This window comes from Duganella kummerowiae (genome assembly GCF_053572355.1).
The window spans coordinates 400,459-422,200 of sequence record NZ_JBKFEH010000008.1; the positions used below are offsets into that span (position 1 = coordinate 400,459).

The 21,742-nt window shown below is 66.7% G+C and carries 17 protein-coding genes and 1 riboswitch; of the genes, 4 read left to right on the plus strand and 13 right to left on the minus strand.

What is annotated here, in order from left to right; translation table 11 throughout:
- Nucleotides 1-38 precede the first annotated feature (38 nt).
- The 10 genes from ACLB1G_RS09655 to ACLB1G_RS09700 all read right to left on the minus strand — a co-directional run bounded on the left by ACLB1G_RS09655 (nucleotide 39) and on the right by ACLB1G_RS09700 (nucleotide 13,482).
- Nucleotides 39-1,673, minus strand: a complete 1,635-nt coding sequence (locus ACLB1G_RS09655; protein WP_491626982.1) for a hypothetical protein — start codon at nucleotides 1,671-1,673, stop codon at nucleotides 39-41.
- Entirely contained in the window at nucleotides 1,670-3,706 is a 2,037-nt protein-coding gene (locus ACLB1G_RS09660) for a hypothetical protein (RefSeq protein WP_491626983.1), read from the minus strand. The genes ACLB1G_RS09655 and ACLB1G_RS09660 overlap by 4 nt, the downstream gene beginning before the upstream one ends.
- Nucleotides 3,690-4,847: a hypothetical protein gene (locus tag ACLB1G_RS09665; RefSeq protein WP_491626984.1), complete on the minus strand. Its 1,158-nt coding sequence runs from the start codon at nucleotides 4,845-4,847 to the stop codon at nucleotides 3,690-3,692. The genes ACLB1G_RS09660 and ACLB1G_RS09665 overlap by 17 nt, the downstream gene beginning before the upstream one ends.
- On the minus strand, nucleotides 4,841-5,746 hold the full coding sequence (locus tag ACLB1G_RS09670; protein WP_491626985.1) for a DUF58 domain-containing protein: 906 nt from the start codon (nucleotides 5,744-5,746) through the stop codon (nucleotides 4,841-4,843). Before ACLB1G_RS09670 ends, ACLB1G_RS09665 begins: the two co-directional genes overlap by 7 nt.
- 3 nt (nucleotides 5,747-5,749) lie before the next feature.
- Nucleotides 5,750-6,745 carry an AAA family ATPase gene (locus ACLB1G_RS09675; protein WP_491626986.1) on the minus strand — a complete coding sequence of 332 codons (996 nt, stop codon included), beginning with the start codon at nucleotides 6,743-6,745 and terminating at the stop codon, nucleotides 5,750-5,752.
- The gene (locus ACLB1G_RS09680; protein ID WP_491626987.1) at nucleotides 6,745-7,365 is read right to left on the minus strand and encodes a DUF4159 domain-containing protein; all 621 of its coding nucleotides are present in this window, start codon (nucleotides 7,363-7,365) and stop codon (nucleotides 6,745-6,747) included. The genes ACLB1G_RS09675 and ACLB1G_RS09680 overlap by 1 nt, the downstream gene beginning before the upstream one ends.
- A 14-nt stretch (nucleotides 7,366-7,379) precedes the next feature.
- Entirely contained in the window at nucleotides 7,380-8,717 is a 1,338-nt protein-coding gene (locus tag ACLB1G_RS09685) for a TldD/PmbA family protein (protein WP_491626988.1), read from the minus strand.
- Between the two features lie 14 nt (nucleotides 8,718-8,731).
- Complete coding sequence (locus ACLB1G_RS09690) at nucleotides 8,732-10,369, minus strand: TldD/PmbA family protein (RefSeq protein WP_491626989.1); 1,638 nt, start codon at nucleotides 10,367-10,369, stop codon at nucleotides 8,732-8,734.
- Between the two features lie 125 nt (nucleotides 10,370-10,494).
- Nucleotides 10,495-11,832 carry a TldD/PmbA family protein gene (locus ACLB1G_RS09695; protein WP_491626990.1) on the minus strand — a complete coding sequence of 446 codons (1,338 nt, stop codon included), beginning with the start codon at nucleotides 11,830-11,832 and terminating at the stop codon, nucleotides 10,495-10,497.
- A gap of 12 nt (nucleotides 11,833-11,844) precedes the next feature.
- Nucleotides 11,845-13,482: a TldD/PmbA family protein gene (locus tag ACLB1G_RS09700; RefSeq protein ID WP_491626991.1), complete on the minus strand. Its 1,638-nt coding sequence runs from the start codon at nucleotides 13,480-13,482 to the stop codon at nucleotides 11,845-11,847.
- A 467-nt stretch (nucleotides 13,483-13,949) separates the two neighbouring features.
- Between ACLB1G_RS09700 and ACLB1G_RS09705 the strand changes: the two genes are divergently transcribed.
- Nucleotides 13,950-14,759 (plus strand): class I SAM-dependent methyltransferase, encoded by an 810-nt coding sequence (locus tag ACLB1G_RS09705; RefSeq protein WP_491626992.1) that lies wholly within the window; start codon nucleotides 13,950-13,952, stop codon nucleotides 14,757-14,759.
- On the opposite strand, the gene ACLB1G_RS09710 is transcribed toward ACLB1G_RS09705, so the two are convergent.
- Nucleotides 14,746-15,852, minus strand: a complete 1,107-nt coding sequence (locus tag ACLB1G_RS09710; RefSeq protein ID WP_491626993.1) for a protein-glutamate methylesterase/protein-glutamine glutaminase — start codon at nucleotides 15,850-15,852, stop codon at nucleotides 14,746-14,748. The genes ACLB1G_RS09705 and ACLB1G_RS09710 overlap by 14 nt on opposite strands.
- Nucleotides 15,853-16,140: 288 nt before the next feature.
- Between ACLB1G_RS09710 and ACLB1G_RS09715 the strand changes: the two genes are divergently transcribed.
- A complete protein-coding gene (locus ACLB1G_RS09715) occupies nucleotides 16,141-16,767 on the plus strand; it encodes a Crp/Fnr family transcriptional regulator (RefSeq protein ID WP_491626994.1) in 627 nt (208 codons plus the stop codon).
- A gap of 219 nt (nucleotides 16,768-16,986) precedes the next feature.
- On the opposite strand, the gene ACLB1G_RS09720 is transcribed toward ACLB1G_RS09715, so the two are convergent.
- Both ACLB1G_RS09720 and ACLB1G_RS09725 read right to left on the minus strand, forming a co-directional pair.
- Nucleotides 16,987-18,585, minus strand: coding sequence for a serine hydrolase (locus ACLB1G_RS09720; RefSeq protein ID WP_491626995.1), 1,599 nt, complete (start codon nucleotides 18,583-18,585; stop codon nucleotides 16,987-16,989).
- 16 nt (nucleotides 18,586-18,601) lie between these two features.
- Nucleotides 18,602-20,449 (minus strand): M1 family metallopeptidase, encoded by a 1,848-nt coding sequence (locus tag ACLB1G_RS09725; protein ID WP_491626996.1) that lies wholly within the window; start codon nucleotides 20,447-20,449, stop codon nucleotides 18,602-18,604.
- Nucleotides 20,450-20,516: 67 nt separating this feature from the next.
- Nucleotides 20,517-20,696, plus strand: a riboswitch (yybP-ykoY riboswitch).
- A 13-nt stretch (nucleotides 20,697-20,709) separates the two neighbouring features.
- Here ACLB1G_RS09725 and ACLB1G_RS09730 point away from each other — a divergent pair.
- Both ACLB1G_RS09730 and ACLB1G_RS09735 read left to right on the plus strand, forming a co-directional pair.
- Nucleotides 20,710-21,279 (plus strand): TMEM165/GDT1 family protein, encoded by a 570-nt coding sequence (locus ACLB1G_RS09730; protein ID WP_491626997.1) that lies wholly within the window; start codon nucleotides 20,710-20,712, stop codon nucleotides 21,277-21,279.
- Between the two features lie 95 nt (nucleotides 21,280-21,374).
- A complete protein-coding gene (locus tag ACLB1G_RS09735) occupies nucleotides 21,375-21,740 on the plus strand; it encodes a hypothetical protein (RefSeq protein ID WP_491626998.1) in 366 nt (121 codons plus the stop codon).
- The last annotated feature ends 2 nt before the right edge of the window (nucleotides 21,741-21,742 follow it).

Sequence of the window (21,742 nt, forward strand, 5' to 3'; positions counted from 1 at the left end):
CATACACTTGGCCAACCGTGGCCGTTGCAGGCCGGGGTTTAACGCTGTTCGCGCCACCACAGCGCCAGCATCAGCGCGGCGAAGGCCAGCACCCACGGGGTGGTCGGCATGGGGCGGTCGCCGGCCGGGGCGGCGGCTCCCGCTGCGGCGCGGGCCGCGTATAGTGCAGTCGCTTCGCGGCGCAGGGCGCGCTGCCAGGCCGGCCAGTCGCTGGCCGCGTACACGTATTCCCTGCCTCCCTCCGCCACGCCGGCGCTGCTGAAGTCCAGCCAGCCGGCGCGCTGCGGCCAGATCGCGGCGCAGACCGCGTCGGCCTTGTCGGCGCGCGCCAGCAGCACACTGTCCGGCATGCCGGACACCTGCAGCGCCGCGCCCGGCTTCACGCCCTGGGCGCAGATTTCGCTGCGCAGCCCCGGCACCGGGAAGGGATCGGGCAGGCGCCAGCCGGCCTTCTGCTCGCTGGCCAGCGCAATCTGGTCCATCGCGCCCTGCCACCATGCGGCCAGCGCCTGCGGCGCGCTGATGGCGTAGCGGTGCCAGTCCGCCACGCCTATCCAGAACACCTTGCCCTGCTTCCAGTCGCGCTGCCACAACCAGGGGAGCTTCCTGCTGTTGCGCGCCAGCACGCTCCACGGCGGCGCCGCCTTGTCGTCCGGGTTCAGGCCGGCCGGCGGCAGCGACAGCGCGCCGAAGCTGCGCATGTCTTCCTTCTCCGTGGTGGCAGATTGCGGCTGCAGGCGCAGCCCGAATTCGCCTTGCCACAAGCCGGCGTTGGCGGCGTTCCCGCCCAGCACCACCAGCGGCAATCCTTGCGCCACCCGGGCCAGCAGCGCGGCGCGGCCGGACGGCGCCAGGTGCTCGACATAGGCGGCGTCCACGAACAGGGCGTTGGGCGCGGTCAGCGGCGCGCGCGCCGTCTCGCTGCGGGACACGGCCTTGCCCAGCGTGACTTGCCAGTCGAGGATGGCGCCGCCATCGGCCAGCAGCTGGTTGAGCGTGCGCGCGTCGAATGAGGGCGCGTCGAAGCGGCCCTGGATTTGCAGCGGCAGCGGCTCCTTCACCTGCAGCGGCACCGGTCCCTGGGCCATGGTCTTGCCCCCTGCATCGAGCAGGCGCGCCTGCAGCACCAGGGCTTCGGCCACCGGCGGCAGCCATTGCACCGACAGCTGCGTGGTCGGCGGCAGGCCCTTCCCCGGAGCGATGCTCTCGGCGATGACTTGCTTGTTCTCGGCCAGCAGCTGCAGGCGCCAGCCCACCTGCGGCTGGCCCAGGCGGGCCGTCAGCGTGAACTGGCGGCCCAGCGACATGGTGCGCGGGAAGTCCAGCCACAACAGGTCGGCCTGGCCCGGCTGCCAGTTCAGCGGACGCGCCGGCAGGTCGCGCCATTGCGCCTCGCGCAGGCCGTCGCCGCTCAGGGTGATGGAACCGGCCTGCGGCACGGCCAGCAGGGCCGCCTCGCTGGCGTTGCCGGACGCGCCGGTGGCCAGCGCCACGCTGGGGGCGCCGGCCAGCGGCAGGCGCACGCCGGCCAGCACCACGGCCAGTGCGCAGCCTGCTGCAGCGGCCAGCAGCGCGTCTATCCAGCGCCGCTTGAGCGCGTACAGCAGTGCGCCCAGCAGGCCGGCAGCCAGTACCGACAGCGGCAGCATCAGATGAACGGGATGGTAGATCATGGTCCTTCCTTGCCGCGCCAGGCCTGGCGGAATGGGGTGTCGGCCGATGGCCGGGCTTGCAGCAGCAGCGGGGTATCGGTCAGGGTGCCGCGCAGCCAGGCGCGCAGTTCGCCACGGCAGGCGGTGCAGCCGTCCAGCACATCCTGCACGGCGCGCTGGGCGGCCAGCTTCTGTTCCTGGTCGCTGATGCGGGCGGCGATGGCGTCGCGCGCTGACTTGCTCCATAGCGCGGGCAAGGCGCCCTCCCCGGCCAGCGCCTGCAGCAGCTCGCGCACCTCGGCCGGGGCGCTATCGCTGGCCGCGCCCTGGGCGCGCTTGTAGCTCATCACGCCGACGATGTCGCCGGACAGGCGCTTTTCCTCCTTCAGCGCGGGCGGCACGAAGGCGGTGCGGTGCAGGTACACGCGTTCGGCCTGCTGCAGCTCCTTGATGGCGTCCAGCGCCTTGTATTCAGGCGGCAGCGCGTTTTTCGGGGCGATGGCGCGCAGCGATTTTTCGGCGTCCCACATGGCGGCCAGGGCGCGCTTGAGCACCGCCTTGGTCTGCGGGTCGAAGATGGTGGCGTTGTCTTCCTGGTCGTGGGCGTGGCCGAATTCGGCCAGCACATTGACGGCGCCGGACTTGTCCCCGCGCTTGCCTTCCTGCTCGTGCTCATGTTCGTGCTCATGCTCGTCGCCGAACAGGCTGGATTCCTCGCCCAGGAACTGGCCGTAGCGCAGGCGCAGCTGGGCCTGGTCGGCGGCAATGCCTTCGCTGCGCTGGCGCAGGGTGGCGGCCGGCATGCGCGGGTTGGCCTGCAGGTCTGCCACCAGCTGTTCGGTGTCGATGATGATCTGACGCTGGCTGCGCAGGTTTTCGGGCTTGACCATGGACGGCAGCGCGGTCGAGTCCAGGCTTTCCGCTTCCGGACCAGGCAGGCGCAGGGTATAGGTGGGCGATTGCGCCGTGTGCGGATGTTCCGGCGCGTTGTCGGTGGCGCGCACGAAGAAGTACAGGTCGTCGCCCGGCTCCATGCCCAGTTCGGCCAGGGTCCATTGCTTTTGCCAGCTGCGGCTGCGCGGGTCGGACGATTGCGGCAACGGCACTTCCTTGTCGGTGAAGCGGATGTTTTCGCCGCTGCCGCGCGCCAGGGTCAGGTGCAGGCTGGCGCGCACGATGGCGTAGTCGTCGCGCGCGGACACGCTGAGCTGGACGGTCCTGGCATCCTTGGCCAGCACGTGTATCAGCTCATTCGGCGCGACGATGGCGACCTGCGGCGCCTGGTCGGGCGTGACGCGCACATTGTAGCGGGCGCCGTTACGGCTCCTGGCGCGCCAGAAGATGGATTCGTTGGCCCGCCACGTCGCGCATTCGGACGTGACCGGCAGCACCTGGCCGTCACTGAGCTCCACCTCCGGCGTGGCGCCGCGCGGGTTGCGCACGCACCAGCGCACCTCGGCGTATTGCGGCACCTGGATGTCGCGCGCGGCGGTGTCGAAGGCGGCCACGCCGGTGTAGGCGGGCGGCTTGACGCTGAGGTAGATTTCGCCGTCCACGATGGGTTTGTTGACGGCGCCGGCCGCCGCCGGTGCGGCGGCCGGCTGGCGGCTGCTTTGCCAGCCCCAGGCGGCGCCGGCGGTGGCCAGGCTAAGCAGCAGCGGCGCCACGGCGAAGCGCACGCGCTGGCGGGCAATGGCGCGATAGTCGTCCGGACCGAGTATCTCCATCAGGCGCGCTTGCAGGCGTTGCTGCTGCAGGCGGGCGATCACGCTGGCCGGTTCCGCCGCCAGCAGGGCGCTGCTGTCTTCCAGCCGGGGCACGGCGGCGTCCAGCCAGGAAGCCCAGTGGCGCTCGATGCGGCGCCGCCAGCGCTGGATGTCGATGGCGATCCATACCGCCCAGGCAACCATTGCGGCCAGGGCGGCGGGACGGGCCGACGGCAGCAGCACGGCGGCCAGCACCAGCGGCAGCAGGGCCGCCAGCCAGGCCGGCAGGCGCTGGCGCAGGACGGCGTTGCGCAGCCGGGCGCAAAGCAAATCAGGTTCGCCGTGCATGGGTCAGTATCCGTTCGAGCATGAAGAGCACGGCCAGGGCGTAGGCCAGCCAGGGCGCCGGTTCCGGTGCGTCCATGGGCGGCACGACGCTGCGGGCGGCGGCTAAGGTTTGCGATGGCGCGGGATAGGGCTGTGCGGCGCGTGTCAGGGCCTGCCAGCTTTCGAAGATGGCGCGGGCGCCGTCGGCGTCATGCAGCGGCCAGTTGGCGGACCACAGCCGGCCGCGCGGGCTGTCCGCGTATTGCAGGGTGATGCCGTTGATGACCAGCGTGACCAGCGTGGCTGGCTTGGCCAGTTCGGGCAGCGCGGACACGCTGGCGGCGCCCAGCCACCAGAGCGGGGCGCGCCAGTCGGCAGGCGGACTGCCCGGCTGGTCCCAGATGATGAGTTCCGTGGCGGCGTCGGGCGCCTCGGTCAGTTCGTAGCGTTCGGCGCCGGCGCCCGCCACGGCGAAGGCGGCGAACAGGGCGCGCCAGGCAGGCAGGCGGGCTTCCGGCGCGGCGATGGCGACGTGGTGCGGCTTGCTCGCGGCCGCTGCAGCGGCGGACGGCGCGGCCGGCTGCAGGCGCAGCTCGACCAGGTGCGCGAACTGCGGCACGCGGGCCGGCATGGCGATGCGGTCGGCGCGCGCCACCACCATCAGCCGTGCGCTCGGGTTCCAGTCGCGCTCATTGCGGCGCAGCCAGGACAGGACCGGTACCGGCGCGCTGTCATCGGCCACGCGTAGCGACCTGGCGGCGCCCGCAGGTGTGCCGGCCGCGCGTCCAGTGGCCGCGGCGCGGTCCAGCGCGCCGATCTCGTCCAGCGTGATGCGGCGGGCGCCGCCCATGCCGGCGGCGGCGATCTGTTTTTCGGCCCAGGCGGGCTCCAAGCCACTGTCGAGCAGCACGGTGTCCCCGCGCCAGGGGAAGACCACCAGCGCCAGCCACGCCACCAATGCAATCAGCAGCAGACAGCGCACCAGCAGCAGGATGCGGTCGCGCCACTGCCATACGCGCAGCTGCTCCGGCGGCGCAGAGGGCAGGAAGCGCGCCGTCGCCAGCGGTTCGGCCTTGATGCGCTGGCGCTTCTGGCGGTGCCACCACACGGGCAGCAGCAGCACCGGCAGGGCCAGCAGCCAGACAGGGAAATAACTCAGCATCGCGGCCGCGCTCCCGCCTGTTGCAGCCAGCCGCGCAGCACGCCGGCCAGCGGCTGTTCGACACAGGCTTGCATCTGCACCACGTTGTTCTGGCGGCAGGCCGCCGCCACGCCGGCAAAGTGGGCGCGGCTGCGGCGCAGGTATTCTTCGCGGTCGGCATTGCTCATGCGGTGCAGGCCGTCGGCCTGTTCCGGATCGCGGTAGGCCGAGCCGGATTTGAAGGTGGCGTTGACCTCGGCCTCGGTGCGCACCGTCAGCAGGCGCACGTCATGCCGCATGCGGCGCAGGCGCAGCAGCGCCTCGCCCAAGGCAGAAGGCCAGTCGAGGAAATCGCTGGCGGCAAACACCATGCTGGGCGAGCCGGCGAAGTGCAAATTCGATTTCAGCGTGTCCGCGTCCGGCAGCACGCCTTCCGGCCTGGCGGCCTGCAGCCGGGCCAGCACCCGCTGCAACTGGCGCGGTCCGCGCGAGGCCGGCGTGAACTCGGCCTTGCCGCCACTGAGCACCACCAGCCCGAAGGCGTCGCCCTGGCGCTGCGCCAGCGCCGCCACGCAGGCCAGCGCGGTACGCGCGAACCACAGCTTGTCGACGCCATTGATGTCGCGGCTGGGCTCGGCCATGGAGGCGCTGGCGTCCAGCACCAGCCACACCGCCACATGGCTGTCGCGCTCCGCCTCGCGCACATAGTAGCGGTCCACGCGGGCCAGCAGCTTCCAGTCCACGCGGCGCCATTCGTCGCCCGGCGCATAGGCGCGGTATTCGGAGAATTCCACGCCCGCGCCGCGCTCGCGGCCGGCGTGGATGCCGTGTCCGAGGCCGGCCAGCACATGGCGTATCACCAGGTCCAGGTCCTTGGTCTGCGCCATCAGCGCCGTGGTGGCCTTCGCTTGATCTTGCATCGCTCAGTCTGGACGCACGTGGTCGCGCAGGGCCTGCAGGATGTCGGCAATGGCGATGCCATCGGCCTCGGCCTCGAAATTGCGCAGCACGCGGTGCGCCAGCACCGGCAGCAGCATTTCCGCGATGTCCTCGCGCGTCACGGCCAGGCGGCCGTGCATCAGGGCGCGCGCCTTGGAGGCCAGCACCAGTGCCTGTCCGGCGCGCGGGCCGGCGCCCCAGCCGATATGCTTCTTCACGGCCGGCACGTCGGTGTGGGCCGGCCGGGTGGCGCGCACCAGGCGCGTCGCATACTTGAGCAGGTGTTCGCCGATCTCGATGTCGCGCACCAGCTGCTGCAGGCGCAGCAGGGTGGCCACGTCCATCACCGGTTCGGCATCCTTCAGGCCGCCGTGGGTGGTGGCCGACACCATCTGGACTTCCTCTTCCTCGGTCGGATACACCACGTCGATGCGCAGCAGGAAGCGGTCCAGCTGCGCCTCCGGCAGCGGATAGGTGCCGGCCTGCTCGATCGGGTTCTGGGTCGCCAGCACGAAGAAGGGGCGCGGCAGCGCGTGGGTCTGCCCGGCAAAGGTCACCGAACGTTCCTGCATGGCTTCCAGCAGGGCGGACTGGGTCTTGGGCGGGGCCCGGTTGATCTCGTCGGCCAGCAGCACCTGGGTGAACACCGGCCCTTTCTGGAAGTGGAACTCGCGCTTGCGGGTGGCCGTGTCCTCCTCCAGGATTTCGGTGCCGACAATATCCGACGGCATCAGGTCCGGCGTGAACTGCACGCGGTGGAATTCCATCTCGGTGGCCTGCGACAGCGACTTGACCAGCAGCGTCTTGCCCAGTCCCGGCACGCCCTCGACCAGCGCATGGCCGTTGGCCAGCAGGCAGATGATGAGCGAATCGATCACATTTTCCTGGCCAATGATCACGCGCGCCATGCTGCGCTTGAGCGCCGCCACCTTGGCCGTCAGCTCACCGATTTCCTTTTCACTCCAGTCCTGAGACACCATCACGCTCCCAACGCATATTGAATGATATTGACCGCAAAGCGGGTGTTGTCGACCGCCAGCCAGCGCTTGTTGCGGAAGTCGTAGTCCCACTCGCAGCCGTAGTCCTTGTTGCTGTACAAAAGCCTCACGCGCCCGCCGAACTCCACCGCCTTGAGGTAGTCGTGCACCAGGTCGTCGCCCCAGCCGTTCAGCTCCACGCTGGTGTTGGGCGGGCCGTCGAACTTGAAGAAGCTGGTGTACACCGGATGGTTGTTGGGGATCTTGTGCAACGCCCGGGGGCCGAAGATGCGCGCGATCTCGGCCTCGAAGGACTTGGCGAACAGCCCGTCGATGTCGTGGTTGCAGTCGTCCACGAACAGGAAGCCGCCGCCCTTCACATAGCGCTCCAGGTTCTTGCGCTCGGCCGCCGTGAACTGCACCAGCTTGTGGCCGGCAAAGTAGCAGAACGGCGCCTCCAGCATCTTGGGGTCCGACAGCGCCACGATGCGTTCGACGGGATCGACCCGCAAGGTCGTGTACTCGACCAGCGAGTTGAGCACGTTGCTGGGCATGCGCACATCCACGTCCCAGTCGCCCGACTCGTAGGTCAGGCGGGTGAAATAGAAGTCGTAGCTGGCCATGCCCCTCCCTGCCCTTACACCGCGTCCGACAGCGAGGTGAAGTTGAAGTCGCGCACCTTCATGGGCGGTATCATCATCTGGTACTGCACCTCGTCGCCGCCGATGATCTCGGACTTGCCCAGTTCATCGATGTTGTTCAGCATGGCCACCGGGCTTTCGTTGAAACGGAAGTTCTTGATCGGATGCTTGATCTTGCCGTTCTCGATGTAGAAGGTGCCGTCGCGGGTCAGCCCGGTCAGCAGCACCGACTGCGGATCGACCATGCGGATGTACCAGGTGCGCGTCACCAGGATGCCTTTCTTGGTGCTGGCGATCAGCTCCTCGGTGGACTTGCTGCCGCCGGCGATGATCATGTTGCCGTGGCGCGCAGTCTCCTTCTTGCCCTGCTTCTGGGCCCAGAAGCGCGAATAGTCGAGCGAGACGATCCTGCCATCCTTGACCACGTCGGTGCGCTGGCGCGGCAGCATGCTCTGGCCATCCCAGGGCAGCACCGGCACGTTGGCATCCCAGGGGTCGGCCCAGATGTTGACCTGTTCATCGAACAGCTTCTCGCCCAGGCGGTTGCCGCCGCCCTTCTTGGACAGGAAGCTGCGGCCCTCGTCGGCGCGGCGGGCGTCGAAGCCGCCGAACATGCGGCCGATCAGCTCCGAGGTGGCGGCCGGTTCCAGTATCACGGTGTAGCGGCCCGGCTCCAGCGCCTTGGCGTCCACCGAGCGCAGCGCCTTTTCGATCGCCACTTCGGAGGCGGCGCGCGCATCGAAGCGCTTGGCGTCATAGGCGGAGCGGGTGACCCAGCCGGAGCCACGGCCATCTTCCGTGCGCACGGTGACGGTGAAGTTCAGGTCGTTCAAGGCCTGGTAGCCGAACACGCCGTTCGAATTGGCGATGACCTCGAAGCCGGTGGAGTCGGTGAAGAAGCCGGCCGCCACCAGCTTGTTCTTGCGCGCGGCCAGGATGCTGTGCGACGCCACCTCGGCCCGGAACTCCGGATCGATGGCGGCCACGCTCTCGTTGTAGGTATTCGAGGGGCGGTATTCCTGTTTGCCTATGGCGGGCACGAATTCCGGATTGTCCGGCGCCAGGCGCGCCATTTCCTCGGCGCGGCGCACGGCCTTTTCCAGCGACTTGTCGTCGAACTCGTTGATCGAGGCCGTGCCCTGCTTCTTGCCGAAGGCGACCGACACATTGAGCTGGGTGTTTTCCACCAGCCCGGCGGTGGACACGCTGTTGCGCGCATAGCGGATATTGCCGGTGCGGCTGCCGCTCAGCGACACGCGGCACTCATCGGCCTTGGACAGCGAGATCACCTTGTCGGTGATGCGTTTTGCTTCTTCCTGGTTCAGCAGTTTCATCTGGTCCGTCTCCCTTAGCCGATCTTGCGGCCGGTGTTGATCACATTGATGCCATTGAAGCGCGTGGTGCTCGATCCGTGCGAGACCGCACTGACCTGGCTGGGCTGTCCCTTGCCATCGAAGAAGGAGCCGCCCATGCGCCAGTCGCGCTCATCGCACATGGCGCTGCAGGCGTTCCAGAATTCCTGGGTGTTGGACTGGTAGGCCACATCCTCCAGCATGGCGCCGATCTTGCCATCCTTGATTTCGTAGTACAGCTGGCCGCCGAACTGGAAGTTGTAGCGCTGCTGGTCGATGGAATAGGAACCGCGTCCCAGGATGTAGATGCCCTTCTTGACGTCCTTGACCAGTTCGTCCGGGGTCAGCTTCTTCTTGCCCGCCTCCAGCGACACATTGGGCATGCGCTGGAATTGCACGCTGCTCCAGCTGTCGGCATACGAGCAGCCCTGCGATTCCTTCTCGCCGATGATGTGGGCCTGGTCGCGCGTGGCCTGGTAGTTGACCAGGATGCCGTTGCGTATCAGGTCCCAGCGCTTGGACGGCACGCCCTCGTCGTCGTAGCCGACGCAGCCCAGCGAACCGGGCGTGGTCTTGTCGGCCACGAAGTTGACGATGTCGGAACCGTACTTGAATTTCTTGGACTGCCACTTGTCCAGGGTGGCGAAGCTGGTGCCGGCATAGTTGGCCTCGTAGCCCAGCACGCGATCGAGCTCGGTGGCGTGGCCCACGGATTCATGGATGGTCAGGAACAGGTGTTCGGGCGACAGCACCAGGTCGTACTTGCCCGGCTCGACCGACTTGGCGCCCAGCTTTTCCTTGGCCTGGCGGCCGGCCGCGCGCGCATCCTCGACGATGTCGTAGGCGCCTTTGTACAGCGGGGTGACCTTGCCGGCGGCCGCCACCCGGTGCATGGGCGCCGCCTCGAAGAATTCGTAGCCCATGCTGGCCGGCGAGGACAGGCCGTCGCGGGTGCGGAACTTGCCGCTGGTTTTATCCACGGCGGTGGCGGTCAGGGGCGACCACAGGCGGTGGATGTCCTGGTCGATGTAGGAACCGTCGGTGGAGGCGAAATACTTTTGCTGGTTGACCTGGAACAGGTTGGATTGCATGAAGCTGGCCCCAGCCTCCATGCCGGCCTTGTTGGCGGCCAGCAGCATCTCGGCCTTGTCCTTGATGGGCACCGTTCGCCAATCCTTCTTGAATGGCGTGGCCCAGGCCACCTCGCCCACGCCCTTGACGGGCGCCAGCTGCACCGGCTCGGTCTGCAATTTGGCGTTGGCCCTGGCGATGGCCACGGCCTGGCGCGCGGCGTCGGCAACGGCGTCGGCCGTCATCACGTTGGTCGAGCAGAAGCCGTAGGCGCCGCCCGCGATCACGCGCACGCCGACCCCGCTGGACTCGGTGTTGACGATGTTTTCCACGTTCAGGTCACGGGTGGTGATGAACTGGTTGAGATAGCGGCCTATGCGCACGTCGCAGTAGCTGGCGCCGGCCTTGGTGGCGGCATTGAGCGCGGCGTCGGCCAGCGCTTTCTTGAATTGCACCGCCATGGGGTTGAGCAGCTCCTCGGCGGCGATGGCGTTGCCGAAGACCGGTACCAGCAGGGCGCCGCCGGCGGCCGCGCTGATTTTTAAGAATGAACGTCGTTCCAAATGCATACTCCCTGGTGTTAGCGGCGTCGCTCCTGCGAAGGCAGGAGCCCATGCTGAGTGCGAGTGTATGCGGCTTCAGCATGGACTCCGCAGTGGCGGACCACCGCCTGCGCGGGAGTGACGGCTCAGACTGCGTCGGACAGCGAGGTGAAGTTGAAGTCGCGCACCTTCATGGCCGGGATCACCAGCTGGAAGGGCGATTCGTCACCGGCCAGGATTTCCGGCTTGCCCAGTTCATCGATGTTGTTGAGCATCGTGACCGGGCTTTCATTGAAGCGGAAGTTCTTGATCGGGTGCTTGATCTTGCCATTCTCGATGTAGAAAGTGCCGTCGCGGGTCAGGCCGGTCAGCAGCACCGACTGCGGATCAACCATGCGGATATACCAGGTGCGCGTGACCAGCACGCCCTTCTTGGTATTGGCGATCAGCTCCTCGGTGGACTTGCTGCCGCCCGCCATGATGATGTTGCCCGGCGTGCCGATGGCGCGCTTGCCCTGCTTCTTGGCCCAGAACAGCGAGTAGTCCAGGTAGGCCACCTTGCCGTTCTTGATGATGTCGTGCTTTTCGCGCGCCAGGTAGGAGCCGCCATCCCAGGGCAGCACGGCCACGTCCTTGTCCCAGGGGTCGGCCCAGATGTTGACCTGTTCGTCGAACAGCTTCTCGCCCATCCGGTTGCCGCCGCCCTTCTTGGACAGGAAGCTGCGGCCCTCGTCGGCCGAGCGGGCGTCGAAGCTGCCGAACATGAAGCCCAGCAGGTCGGAGGTGGCGGCCGGCTCCAGTATCACGGTGTAACGGCCCGGCTCCAGCGCCTTGGCGTCCACCGACTTGAGCGCCTTCTCGATCGCGATGTCGGAGGCGGCGCGGGCGTCGAACTTGTTCACGTCGCCCACGCTGCGCTTGACCCAGCCGGAGCCGCGTCCATCCTCGGTGCGCACGGTCAGGGTGAAGTCCAGGCCGGTGTCGCGCTGGTAGCCGAACACACCCTTGGAATTGGCGATCGCCTCGAAGCTGCTGCTGTCGCTGAAGAAGCCGGCCGCGACCAGCTTGTTCTTCTTGCTGTTCTCGATGCTGTAGGCCGCCACCTGGGCACGGAACTCGGGATCGATGGCGTCGGTGGCGGCGTGGAAGGTCTGGGACGGCTTGTACTGCTGTTTCTCCGGGGTCGGCATGAATTCCGGATTTTCCGGCGCCAGGCGCGCCAGGTCCTCGGCGCGGCGCACCGCTTTTTCCAGCGACTTGTCGTCGAATTCATTGATGGTGGCGATGCCCTGCTTCTTGCCGAACGCGACGCTGACAACCAGCTGGGTATCCTCCACCAGGCCCGCGGTGGACACGGCGTTGCGCGCATAGCGCACGTTGCCGCGCCGGCTGCCGTTGATCTTCACTTCGCACTGGTCGCCGGTCGAATACGACAGCACCTTGTCCATTACGCGCTTGGCGTCGTCCTGGTTCAGTTGTTTCATCTGCGCTCCCCCTTAGCCGATCTTGCGTGCGGTGTTGATCACATTGATGCCATTGAAGCGCGTGGTGCTGGCGCCGTGCGACACCGTGCTGACCTGGCTGGGCTGGCCCTTGCCGTCGAAGAAGGAACCGCCCATGCGCCAGTCGCGCTCGTCGCACATGGCGGTGCAGGCATTCCAGAATTCCTGGGTGTTGGACTGGTAGGCCACGTCCTCCAGCATCTGGCCGATCTTGCCATCCTTGATCTCGTAGAACAGCTGGCCGCCGAACTGGAAGTTGTAGCGCTGCTGGTCGATCGAGAACGAACCATCGCCCACGATGTAGATGCCTTTCTTGACGTCCTTCACCAGTTCGTCCGGCGTGATTTTCTTCTTGCCGGCCTGCAGCGAGACATTGGGCATGCGCTGGAATTGCACGCTGCTCCAGTTGTCGGCATACGAGCAGCCATGCGACTCCTTCTCGCCGATGATGTGGGCCTGGTCGCGGGTGGCCTGATAGTTGACCAGGATGCCATCCTTGATGATGTCCCAGCGCTTGCACTTGACGCCTTCGTCGTCATAGCCGACGTAGCCCAGCGAACCGGGGGTGGTCTTGTCGGCCACGATGTTGACCAGGTCGGAGCCATACTTGAATTTCTTGGACTGCCATTTGTCCAGGGTGGCGAAACTGGTGCCGGCGTAGTTGGCCTCGTAGCCCAGCACGCGGTCCAGCTCGGTCGGGTGGCCCACCGATTCGTGGATGGTCAGCCACAGGTGCTCGGGCGACAGCACCAGGTCGTACTTGCCCGGCTCGACCGACTTGGCGGTCAGCTTTTCCTTGGCCTGCTTGCCGGCCGCGCGCGCATCTTCCACCAGGTCGTAGGACTTGGTGTACAGGGTGGTCACGCCGCCGGCCGCCTTGAGCTTGTGCTCGGGGCGGGCGTCCAGGTATTCATAACCCATGCCGACCGGGGCCGACAGGCCCTGGCGCGAACGGAACTTGCCGGACGTCTTGTCCACGGCGGTGGCGGTGACCGGCACCCACAGGCGGTGGATGTCCTGGTCGATATAGGAACCGTCGGTGGAGGCGAAGTATTTTTGCTGGTTGACCTGGAACAGCAGCGACTGCATGAAGTTGGCGCCGCCATCCATGCCGGCCTTGTTGGCGGCAATCAGCAGCTCAGCCTTTTCCTTGATGGGGACGGCGCGCCAATCCTTGGTGTAGGGCGTGGCCCAGCTGACTTCGCCCGCGCCCTTGACCGGGGCCAGCTGCACCGGCTCGCCGCCCAGCTTGGCGTTGGCCTTGGCGATGGCCACCGCCTGGCGGGCCGCGGCGGCCACGCCGTCGGGCGTCATGTCGTTGGTGGCGGCAAAGCCGTAGGCGCCGCCCGCGATCACCCGCACGCCGACCCCGGCCGACTCGGTGTTGACCACGTTTTCCACGTTCAGGTCACGGGTGATGATGAACTGGTTCAGGTAACGGCCGACGCGCACGTCGCAATAGCTGGCCCCGGCCTGGGTGGCCGCCGTCATGGCGGTATCGGCCAACTGCTTCTTGAATTTGGTTTCCACCGGCTTGAGCAGCTCTTCGGCCGCGATGGCGCGCCCGAAGGTCGGCAGCAGCATGCTGCCCAGGGCCAGGCTGCTCATGTTCAGAAATGCACGTCGTTCCATTGTCTCTCCAATCACTGACTTAAGGATCGCGGCTTGTGGCCGCACTGGATTCTTGCTCTGCACTGCAACGCTATCGTCCACCACGCAAGCCGTTTAGAACCCGTTCAAAATGACCATGGCGGCGTTGCGGCTCCTTGCCGTGCACGCGCACTGTCTTCGTCGCCGCGCCTTGCCCTGCTCATTTTAAAACGGGTTCTTAATCAATGTTGGTAGCCGAATAAGCCAGCTCTTAGGCAAAATGTGTGCCAATGCGCAACGATGGTGCAAAAACCAGGCAGGGCCGCCGCTGCAAGCCGTGCACCGCTGCCGCCGGTGTCCGCCAGTGTCCGCCAGTGTCCGGGCAGTGTCCGCGAGTTGTCCGGGGCCGGACAGGCTTGACCTGGTATCGCGCTTGGCCGATCATCGCGCAGGGCCGACGCCGTGACGGACGGCCCGCCACCATAACGACCACCCTTCAGGAGATCTGCATGAAACGATTGCTTGCGGCCGCACTGGCATCCACCCTGCTGCTGGGCGCCGCCCAGGCCGAGGACGCGCAGCTGCGCGCCGCCATCAGCGGCAGCGCCCGCACCCCGGCCAACGTCGAACGCGACGTCTACCGCCATCCCTACGAGACCCTGACCTTCTTCGGCATCCGCCCCGACATGACGGTGGTGGAACTGGCGCCGGGCGGCGGCTGGTACACGGAAATCCTGGCGCCCTACCTGCGCGAACGCGGCAAGCTGATCACCGGGGGCGCCGAACTGTCCGCCCCGGACGCCGGCGAACGGCGCAGCGCCGAGCGCTTCATGGCCAAGCTGAACGGCAACCCGGCCGCGTTCAACAAGGTGCAGCTGGGCGTGTTCGCACCACCGCGCAAGATCGAGCTTGCACCACCAAATAGCGTCGACATGGTGCTCACCTTCCGCAACGTGCACAACTGGATCCCCAACGGACCGGACAAGATGAAGGAATTGTTCGCCAGCCTGTACACCGTGCTCAAGCCGGGCGGCGTGCTGGGCGTGGAGGAACACCGCCTGCCGGCCGGGAAGATGCAGGACGCCACCGCCAGCACCGGCTACATGTCGGAGCAATATGTGATCGGACTGGCGGAAGCGGCCGGCTTCAAGCTGGCCGCCAAGTCCGAGATCAACGCCAATCCCAAGGACACGGCCGACCACAAGGGCGGCGTGTGGGCCCTGCCGCCCACCTATGCCAACAAGGACGTGGACCGCGCCAAATACCAGGCCATCGGCGAGAGCGACCGCATGACCCTGAAGTTCGTCAAGCCGAAGTAAATTGCTCTATCTCGCGGTGGATAGCCTGCAGCGGCAGCTGTTTCTCCACCGCGCCCAGTTTCATGGCCTCCTGCGGCATGCCGTACACCACGCAGCTGGCTTCGTCCTGGCCCACGGTGCGGGCGCCGGCCTGCAGCATTTCCAGCAGGCCGGCGGCGCCGTCGTCGCCCATGCCGGTCAGGATGACACCCAGGGCGTTGGCGCCGGCGCAGCGCGCCACCGAGCGGAACAGCACGTCCACCGAGGGCCGGTGACGGTTCACCAGCGGCCCCTCCACCACGTCCACCACATATTCGCCACCGTCCCGGCGCAGCAGCATATGGCGCCCGCCGGGCGCGATCAGCGCCAGGCCCGGCTGCACGCGGTCGTTGTGGGCCGCTTGCTTGACGCGGATGCGGCAGATGCTGTCCAGGCGCTCGGCGAAGGCGCCGGTGTAGCGCTCCGGCATGTGCTGCACGATGACGATGCCGGGCGCGTCGATCGGCAGCATGGCCAGCACCTCCTCCAGGGCCTGGGTGCCGCCGGTGGAAGCGCCTATCGCCACCACCGGCGCCGTGGTGCGGGCTGGCGCACGCGGGCCGGCGGGCGGCAGCATGGCGTCCGCATCGAGCACGGCCGCCGCCCCGGGCGCAGGCGCCTCCAGGGTCACGGGTGAGGTGCCGGCCGTGTTCGCGTGCATGGGCTTGGGCGCGCTCCTGCGCGGGCTGGCGGCAGCGCGCACGGCGGCCACCAGGGCGGCGGCCAAGTCCGGCGGGCACACGGACAGGTCCGCGCGCGGCTTGACGATGACGGCGGCGCCCGCAGTCAGTCCTTCCACCGAGGACAGCGCCTTGCCGGACAGCGCCGAGCAAACCACCACTGGCGCCAGACGCTCCAGCATCAGGGTACGCAGGAAGCCCAGGCCGTCCGTGTGCGGCATATCCACGTCCAGCACGATCACGTCGGGGCGCTGGACCTTGATGCGCTGCATGGCCAGTTGCGGATTGGCCAGCGCATGGCTGACCTGGATGCCGCCAGCGCCATTGAGCAGGCCGGCCAGCACCTGGCGCGCCACGGCGGAATCATCGACGATCATGACCTGTATCGAGCTCATCCATTTAATGTAGCCGAAGTCCGGGAACGCTTCCAGTGCGCTGCTGTTTTGGCGGGGGCGTTAGTATAGGAAGGACAAAATGGGAACGATATCAACTAGTTTAAATATCAAGATTTTTGCCTCAAAAAAACAGAGTGTTAATTCTAATTTGCAACATACGTATCAAATGTTACAAATACTTGTTGAGGAAAGCCAGGTAACCGGATATATTTATTGGATACAATTTCCAACAGGAAATCACTCTTTCCTTATCCAGGGTTTGCCGAGCCGGTAGCCTGGCCCAGCACCATGACGCAAGAATTTCTAAGCCACCGAGCCAAATACCGCTCCATCATTGCCCGCCGCTATAACGTCAGCGAAGACGTGTACGACGAGATCACGCGCCTGCTGGCCCCGCTGGCCGAGCCCGTCCACCTGCGCAAGGGCGAATACCTGCAGCGCATCGGCAGCGTGGCCCAGACCTTCTGCTGGCTGCACAGCGGCGTGGCGCGTTCCGGCTTCATCACTGAAAGCGGCAATGAAGTCACCCTGCACTTCATGGTGGATGGCGAGACGGCCGCCTCGCACGGCGACCTGCTGCGCGCCCGCAACGGCGAACCGGCCATGCATTTCGTGGTGGCGGAAACGGCGCTGCGCGGCTACCGCATGGACTGGCTGGAAGTGAGCCGCCTGACCGAAACCAACAACACCCTGCGCGACTACTACCTGCGCGTGTCCGAGCGCGGCATCCTGCTGCAGGGCCGCCGCCTCTACATCAGCGCCGCCTCGGCCCAGGGCCGGCTGGCGGCCTTCCGGCGCGAGTATCCTGGCCTGGAGGCGCGCATCTCGCAGAAGGTGATGGCCTCCTTCCTCGGCATCACCCCCCAATACATGTCGCAGCTGCTGCGCCTGGACGGCGAAGCCAAGCCTGAATAATCAATTTCCGGTGCCTGTCTACCCGGTGTCAGGTCTGCCAAGGGTCTACCCGGTGTCAGGTACCCGGTGTCATACCCGGCATACCCGGTGTCAGGTCTGCCATTAGTACATGAGCTCGTCTCTAAGGCGAACTCATGTACCAATGGCAGATCTGACACCAGGTTGCCAGGTTGGACACCAAGTTGGACAGACACCAGGTTGGTTGGACACCAGGTTGGTTTATGGGGTTTTCGGCTTGACCGGCGTGAACAGCAGGTCGGCGAAGTCGTAGCTGAAGTCGGTCTCCTTCGAGACGGGGGCCATCTTCATGCGTTCTATGCTGCCGTCCGGATTCAGGGCGAAGGTCACGTAGGCGTCGGCGTTGAAATTGCGCTCTTTCCAGCGCACGATGAAGGTGTCGTGCTGGAAGTGCTCCAGTTCCCCTTCCAAGTCGGGGGTGCGGCTGAACGCGAACACCTGCTTGCCGCCTTCGCTGCGTATGGTGGCCGTGCCATACCAGGGGTCGCTGTACTCGCCCTCGTAGGCGGCCAGCGGCAGCGAGGGCTGCGAGGCGGCAGCGCGCGCCGCGCCTTCCTTGCCCTGGCGCGCCAGTTCCTCCTGGTGGTCGGCCGCTTCCTGTTCCGCATACAGCCGTATCCAGTCGGACGGCGCCACCTTCAGGTAGTGGTCCAGGATGCGCCACTGCAGCGCCGTCATGGCCGGCCCGTTCTCGGCATTGGTGAGTATCGCGATGCCCAGTTTTTCTTCCGGCACCATCACCACCCGCGAGTAAAAGCCCTGCAGCGCGCCGCCGTGCATGGCCAGCTTGCGGCCGCGGTAGTCGCGCAGCTGGAAGCCCAGGCCATAGCCCATGAAATTCGGACGGGTGGCCGCCAGCGCCGGCTTGGGCTCGCTGATCTTCATCGGGGTCTGCTCGGTCCACAGCTCGCGCGACTGGGCCGCGCTCAGCAAGCGGCTGCCGTCTTCTTTCACGCCGCCGTTCAGCAGCAGCGCCATCCAGCGCGCCATGTCCTCGGCATTGGTATTGATGCCCACCGCACCCACCGCGTTCGGCACCGGCATGGGCTTGACCACCGTCACCTGCTCGCCGACCTTGCTGTGCGGCGCCGCATAGTTGCTGCCGGCCGTCATCTCGGCCACGCTGGTGACCGTGCCATTCATGCCCAGCGGCGCCAGGATGCGCTCGCGGATGGCCGCCCCCCAAGGCTGGCCCGCGTACTTGGCGACGATCTTCCCGGCCACGATGTACAGCAGGTTGTCGTAGGCGTAGCTGTTGCGGAAGCTGGTGGCCGGCTTCACGTAGCGCAGCCTGGCGATGATCTCGTCGGTGCTGAAGATGGTGCTCGGCCACCACAGCAGGTCGCCGGCGCCCAGGCCCAGGCCGCTGCGGTGGGTCAGCAGGTCGCGCACCGTCATCACGCCGGTGACGTAGGAGTCATACATCTGGAAGTCCGGCAAGTGCTTGGTGACCGGATCGTCCCAGGCGATCTTGCCCTCGTCGACCAGCATGGCCAGCGCGGCCGCCGTAAAGGCCTTGGAATTGGAGGCCACCTCGAACAGGGTCTTGCCGTCCACCGGCGCCGGCTGGCCCAGGCGGCGCACCCCATAGCCTTTGGCGGCCAGCACCTTGCCATCCTTGACGATGGCGATCGCCATGCCGGGCACGCCAAAGGCCTTGAGCGCCTGGTTGACGTCGGCGTCGAGGTTGAAGGCTGGCACGGCCGCCGCCGCCGGGGCGGCCAGGGCGGCGGAAACATGGCCCGCGCCCAGCACGGCGCAGGCCAGCAGCGCGGCGGCTGCGAGTCTGGATAATGTCATAAACTATATAAACGATTTATTTTTTGAACAAGCGGTCCACGGATTTCTGCGTCTCGGGGTGGTAGTGCGGCCGCGCCTTCACGTACAGCGCCTGGGCCCAGGCCCGTTCGTTCGGATGGTCCAGCAGCGCCTTGTACAGCGGCACCACGAACTTCTGCCGTCCCACGCTCATGAGGAAACTTTCCAGCGGGGCGCGCACGCCGTAGCCGGCCTTCACCGAGGCCAGGTAGTAGCGGTAGGCGATTTCATTGTTGCCGGTCTTGCCCAGGCCGAATGCCTGATCCAGCTCCGCCATTTTCGCGGCCGTGGCCTTGCCATCGATATCGTTGAGGAAGTGCATCCACTCCAGCGCGATCCAGTTCTTGCCGTTCAGCTCGGCCGTGGGCAGCTCGCCCGCCAGCCAGGCCGTGCGCTGCTGGTCCAGCGCGGCCAGGCGCGCCGATTGCGCATGCACGGCGCTGGCCGGGATGCCGGGGCCGTACAGCCACTCGTCCAGCTCGGCGTCGCTCATCAGGCCGGGCTGCTGGGCCAGCAGGTTCTGCTTCAGGTAGGCCACGAATTCTTCAGAGGTGGCCGACTTGAAGGCGTGCTGGTCGAACCAGCCGCGCAGGAAGGGATCGAAGCGCTCGCGTCCGGCGCGCTGCTCCAGGGTGCGCAGCAGCCAGGCGCCTTTCGGGTAGACCAGGCCGCTGTCGGTGTACAGCTTGGGATCGGTGTCCGGACCGCGCGGGATCAGGGCCTGCTTGGCGGGCGCGATGCCGGCCAGCGAGGCCATGGCTTCCTCCTGCTCGACCTGCAAATTCATCTCGGCCACCTCAGCGCCGTACAGGCTTTCCACGATGCGGGTGGTGACGTAGGTGGTGAAGCCCTCATTGAGCCAGAAGTGTTTCCAGGAGGCGTTGGTGACCAGGTTGCCGGACCAGGAATGCGCCAGCTCGTGGGCGATCAGGTCCACCAGGCTGCGGTCGCCCGCGATCATGGTCGGGGTGACGAAGGTCAGGCGCGGGTTTTCCATGCCGCCGATGGGGAAGGACGGCGGCAGCACCAGCATGTCGTAGCGCTCCCAGCGGTACGGGCCGTACAGCGATTCGGCTGCCGCGATCATCTTCTCGGTGTCGGCCATCTCGCTGGCGGCGGCCTCCAGGCGCGCCGGTTCCGCGTACACGGCCGAACGCGGGCCCACGCTGCGCACGCCGATCTCGCCGATGGCAATGGCCAGCAGGTAGGACGGGATGGGCTGGTTCATGCGGAACTTCCAGCCGCCGGCGCCGGTGGCGCCGGGATCGTTGTCGGCGCTCATCAGCACCCGCAGGCCGGCCGGGGCCTCGATCCGGGCGCCATAAGTGAAGCGCACCGCCGGGGTGTCCTGCAGCGGGGCCCAGGAGCGGGCGTTGATTTCCTCGGACTGGCTGAACATGAAGGGGCGCTTGCCGGACAGGGTCTGCTGCGGCCCCATCCACTGCAGCGCGGCCGCCGTGGGCGCGGTGCGGTAGTAGATGCGTACCTTGGCCGGCTGCACCGGGGTGGCGATGCGCAGCGCGCGGCCCTTCTCCGGATCGGCCTTGTCCAGCATGTAGGAGGCGGGGCGCCAGTTGCCGGCAGCGTCCTGCAGCTGGACGCGGGCGATGGCCAGGTCCTTGGTGTCGAGCACCAGGCTGCGGGCCGACTTGTCCAGCCAGTCCAGGGTCAGTTCGGCATAGCCGGACAGGGTCTTGCGGCCGAAGTCGGCCTTGAGGTCCAGGTACAGGTCCGTGGTGCGGACCTGGTCGTAGCGCGCATAGCTGAGCGGATCGGCGTGGACGGCGGCGCACCACAGTGCAGCCAGCGTCCCCAGCGCGGCGCGCATGGAGCTTGGTGTGGTCATTGTTATCCTTCCGAGTGACAGGGGCCGGCCGGAGCAGGCGTTGCAGCTTAGCACATGTGTTATGATACGCGCCGTTATTGGGGAGTAGTCAGCCCGCGCATCCCCGCGCGGGAACCTGCGTCAACATGATCGGTCCGCAGACCGTGGTGCAGGTGGCCGCCAGGCTAGACGAGACCATGACCAGAGGGCGGCCTGTACGGGCTGGAGCCGCGCTCGGGTCATTGTTTCCGATCCGGCCCGCGTCCTTTTTGAAACTACCCATGGAAGCTTTCCTCGTCTCCACAGGCATCGTCGCCCTCGCCGAAATCGGCGATAAAACCCAGCTGCTCGCCTTCGTCCTGGCCGCCAGGTTCCGCAAACCCCTGCCCATCGTGGCGGCCATTTTTGTCGCCACCATCGCCAACCACGCCTTCGCGGCCGCCATCGGCACCTGGATCACGGGGCTGCTGGGCCCGGACCTGCTGCGCTGGGTGCTGGGCGCCTCCTTCCTGGCCATGGCGGCCTGGACCCTGGTGCCGGATGAAATCGACGAGGACGAGACCCCGGCCGCCAAATACGGCGTATTCCTGACCACCCTGGTGGCCTTCTTCGCGGCTGAAATGGGCGACAAGACCCAGATCGCCACCGTGGCGCTGGCGGCGCGCTACCATGGCCTGGCCGCCGTGGTGGCCGGCACCACCTTCGGCATGATGCTGGCCAACGTGCCGGCGGTCTACCTGGGGGACCGCATTGCCGGCCGCGTCAACCTCAAGCTGGTGCACGGCATCGCCGCCGTGATTTTTGCAGTCCTGGGCGTGCTGACCCTGATTGGTGACGGAAAAATCGTATAAGCACCGTACAAAATATTCGTGCGGCACTGCACAATAATGTGTAAAATTGCTACTTGTACAGTGTTACCTATCCACCAATCTTGCGGAGATCGCCCATGACCCAGTACTCCCGGCTCGCGCTGGCCCTGCTTTGTGCCAGCGCGGTTTTCCAGGCTGACGCCTATGCCAAGGTAGAAGTTGCAGCGCAACATGATTCCCCTGCTCAAGCCCGTTCCGGCGGCGCCGAGGGCAAAGTGCAGAACGCTTCCTGGAGCCAGGGCGGCATGGGCGACAATGGCGATGGTATCGCCCGCGCCAGCGACGAGGTCCCGTCCCGCGCCAAGCCGGCCGCCGCCTCCAGCGCGCAGGAAGGCCCGTCCTACCTGCTGCTGCTGGGCGCCGCCGGGGCCCTGCTGGTGTTCGGCCGCCGCCGCCAGAACAACGACCGCTGGCGCACCATCAAGGTCGAGCACCAGGACTGATT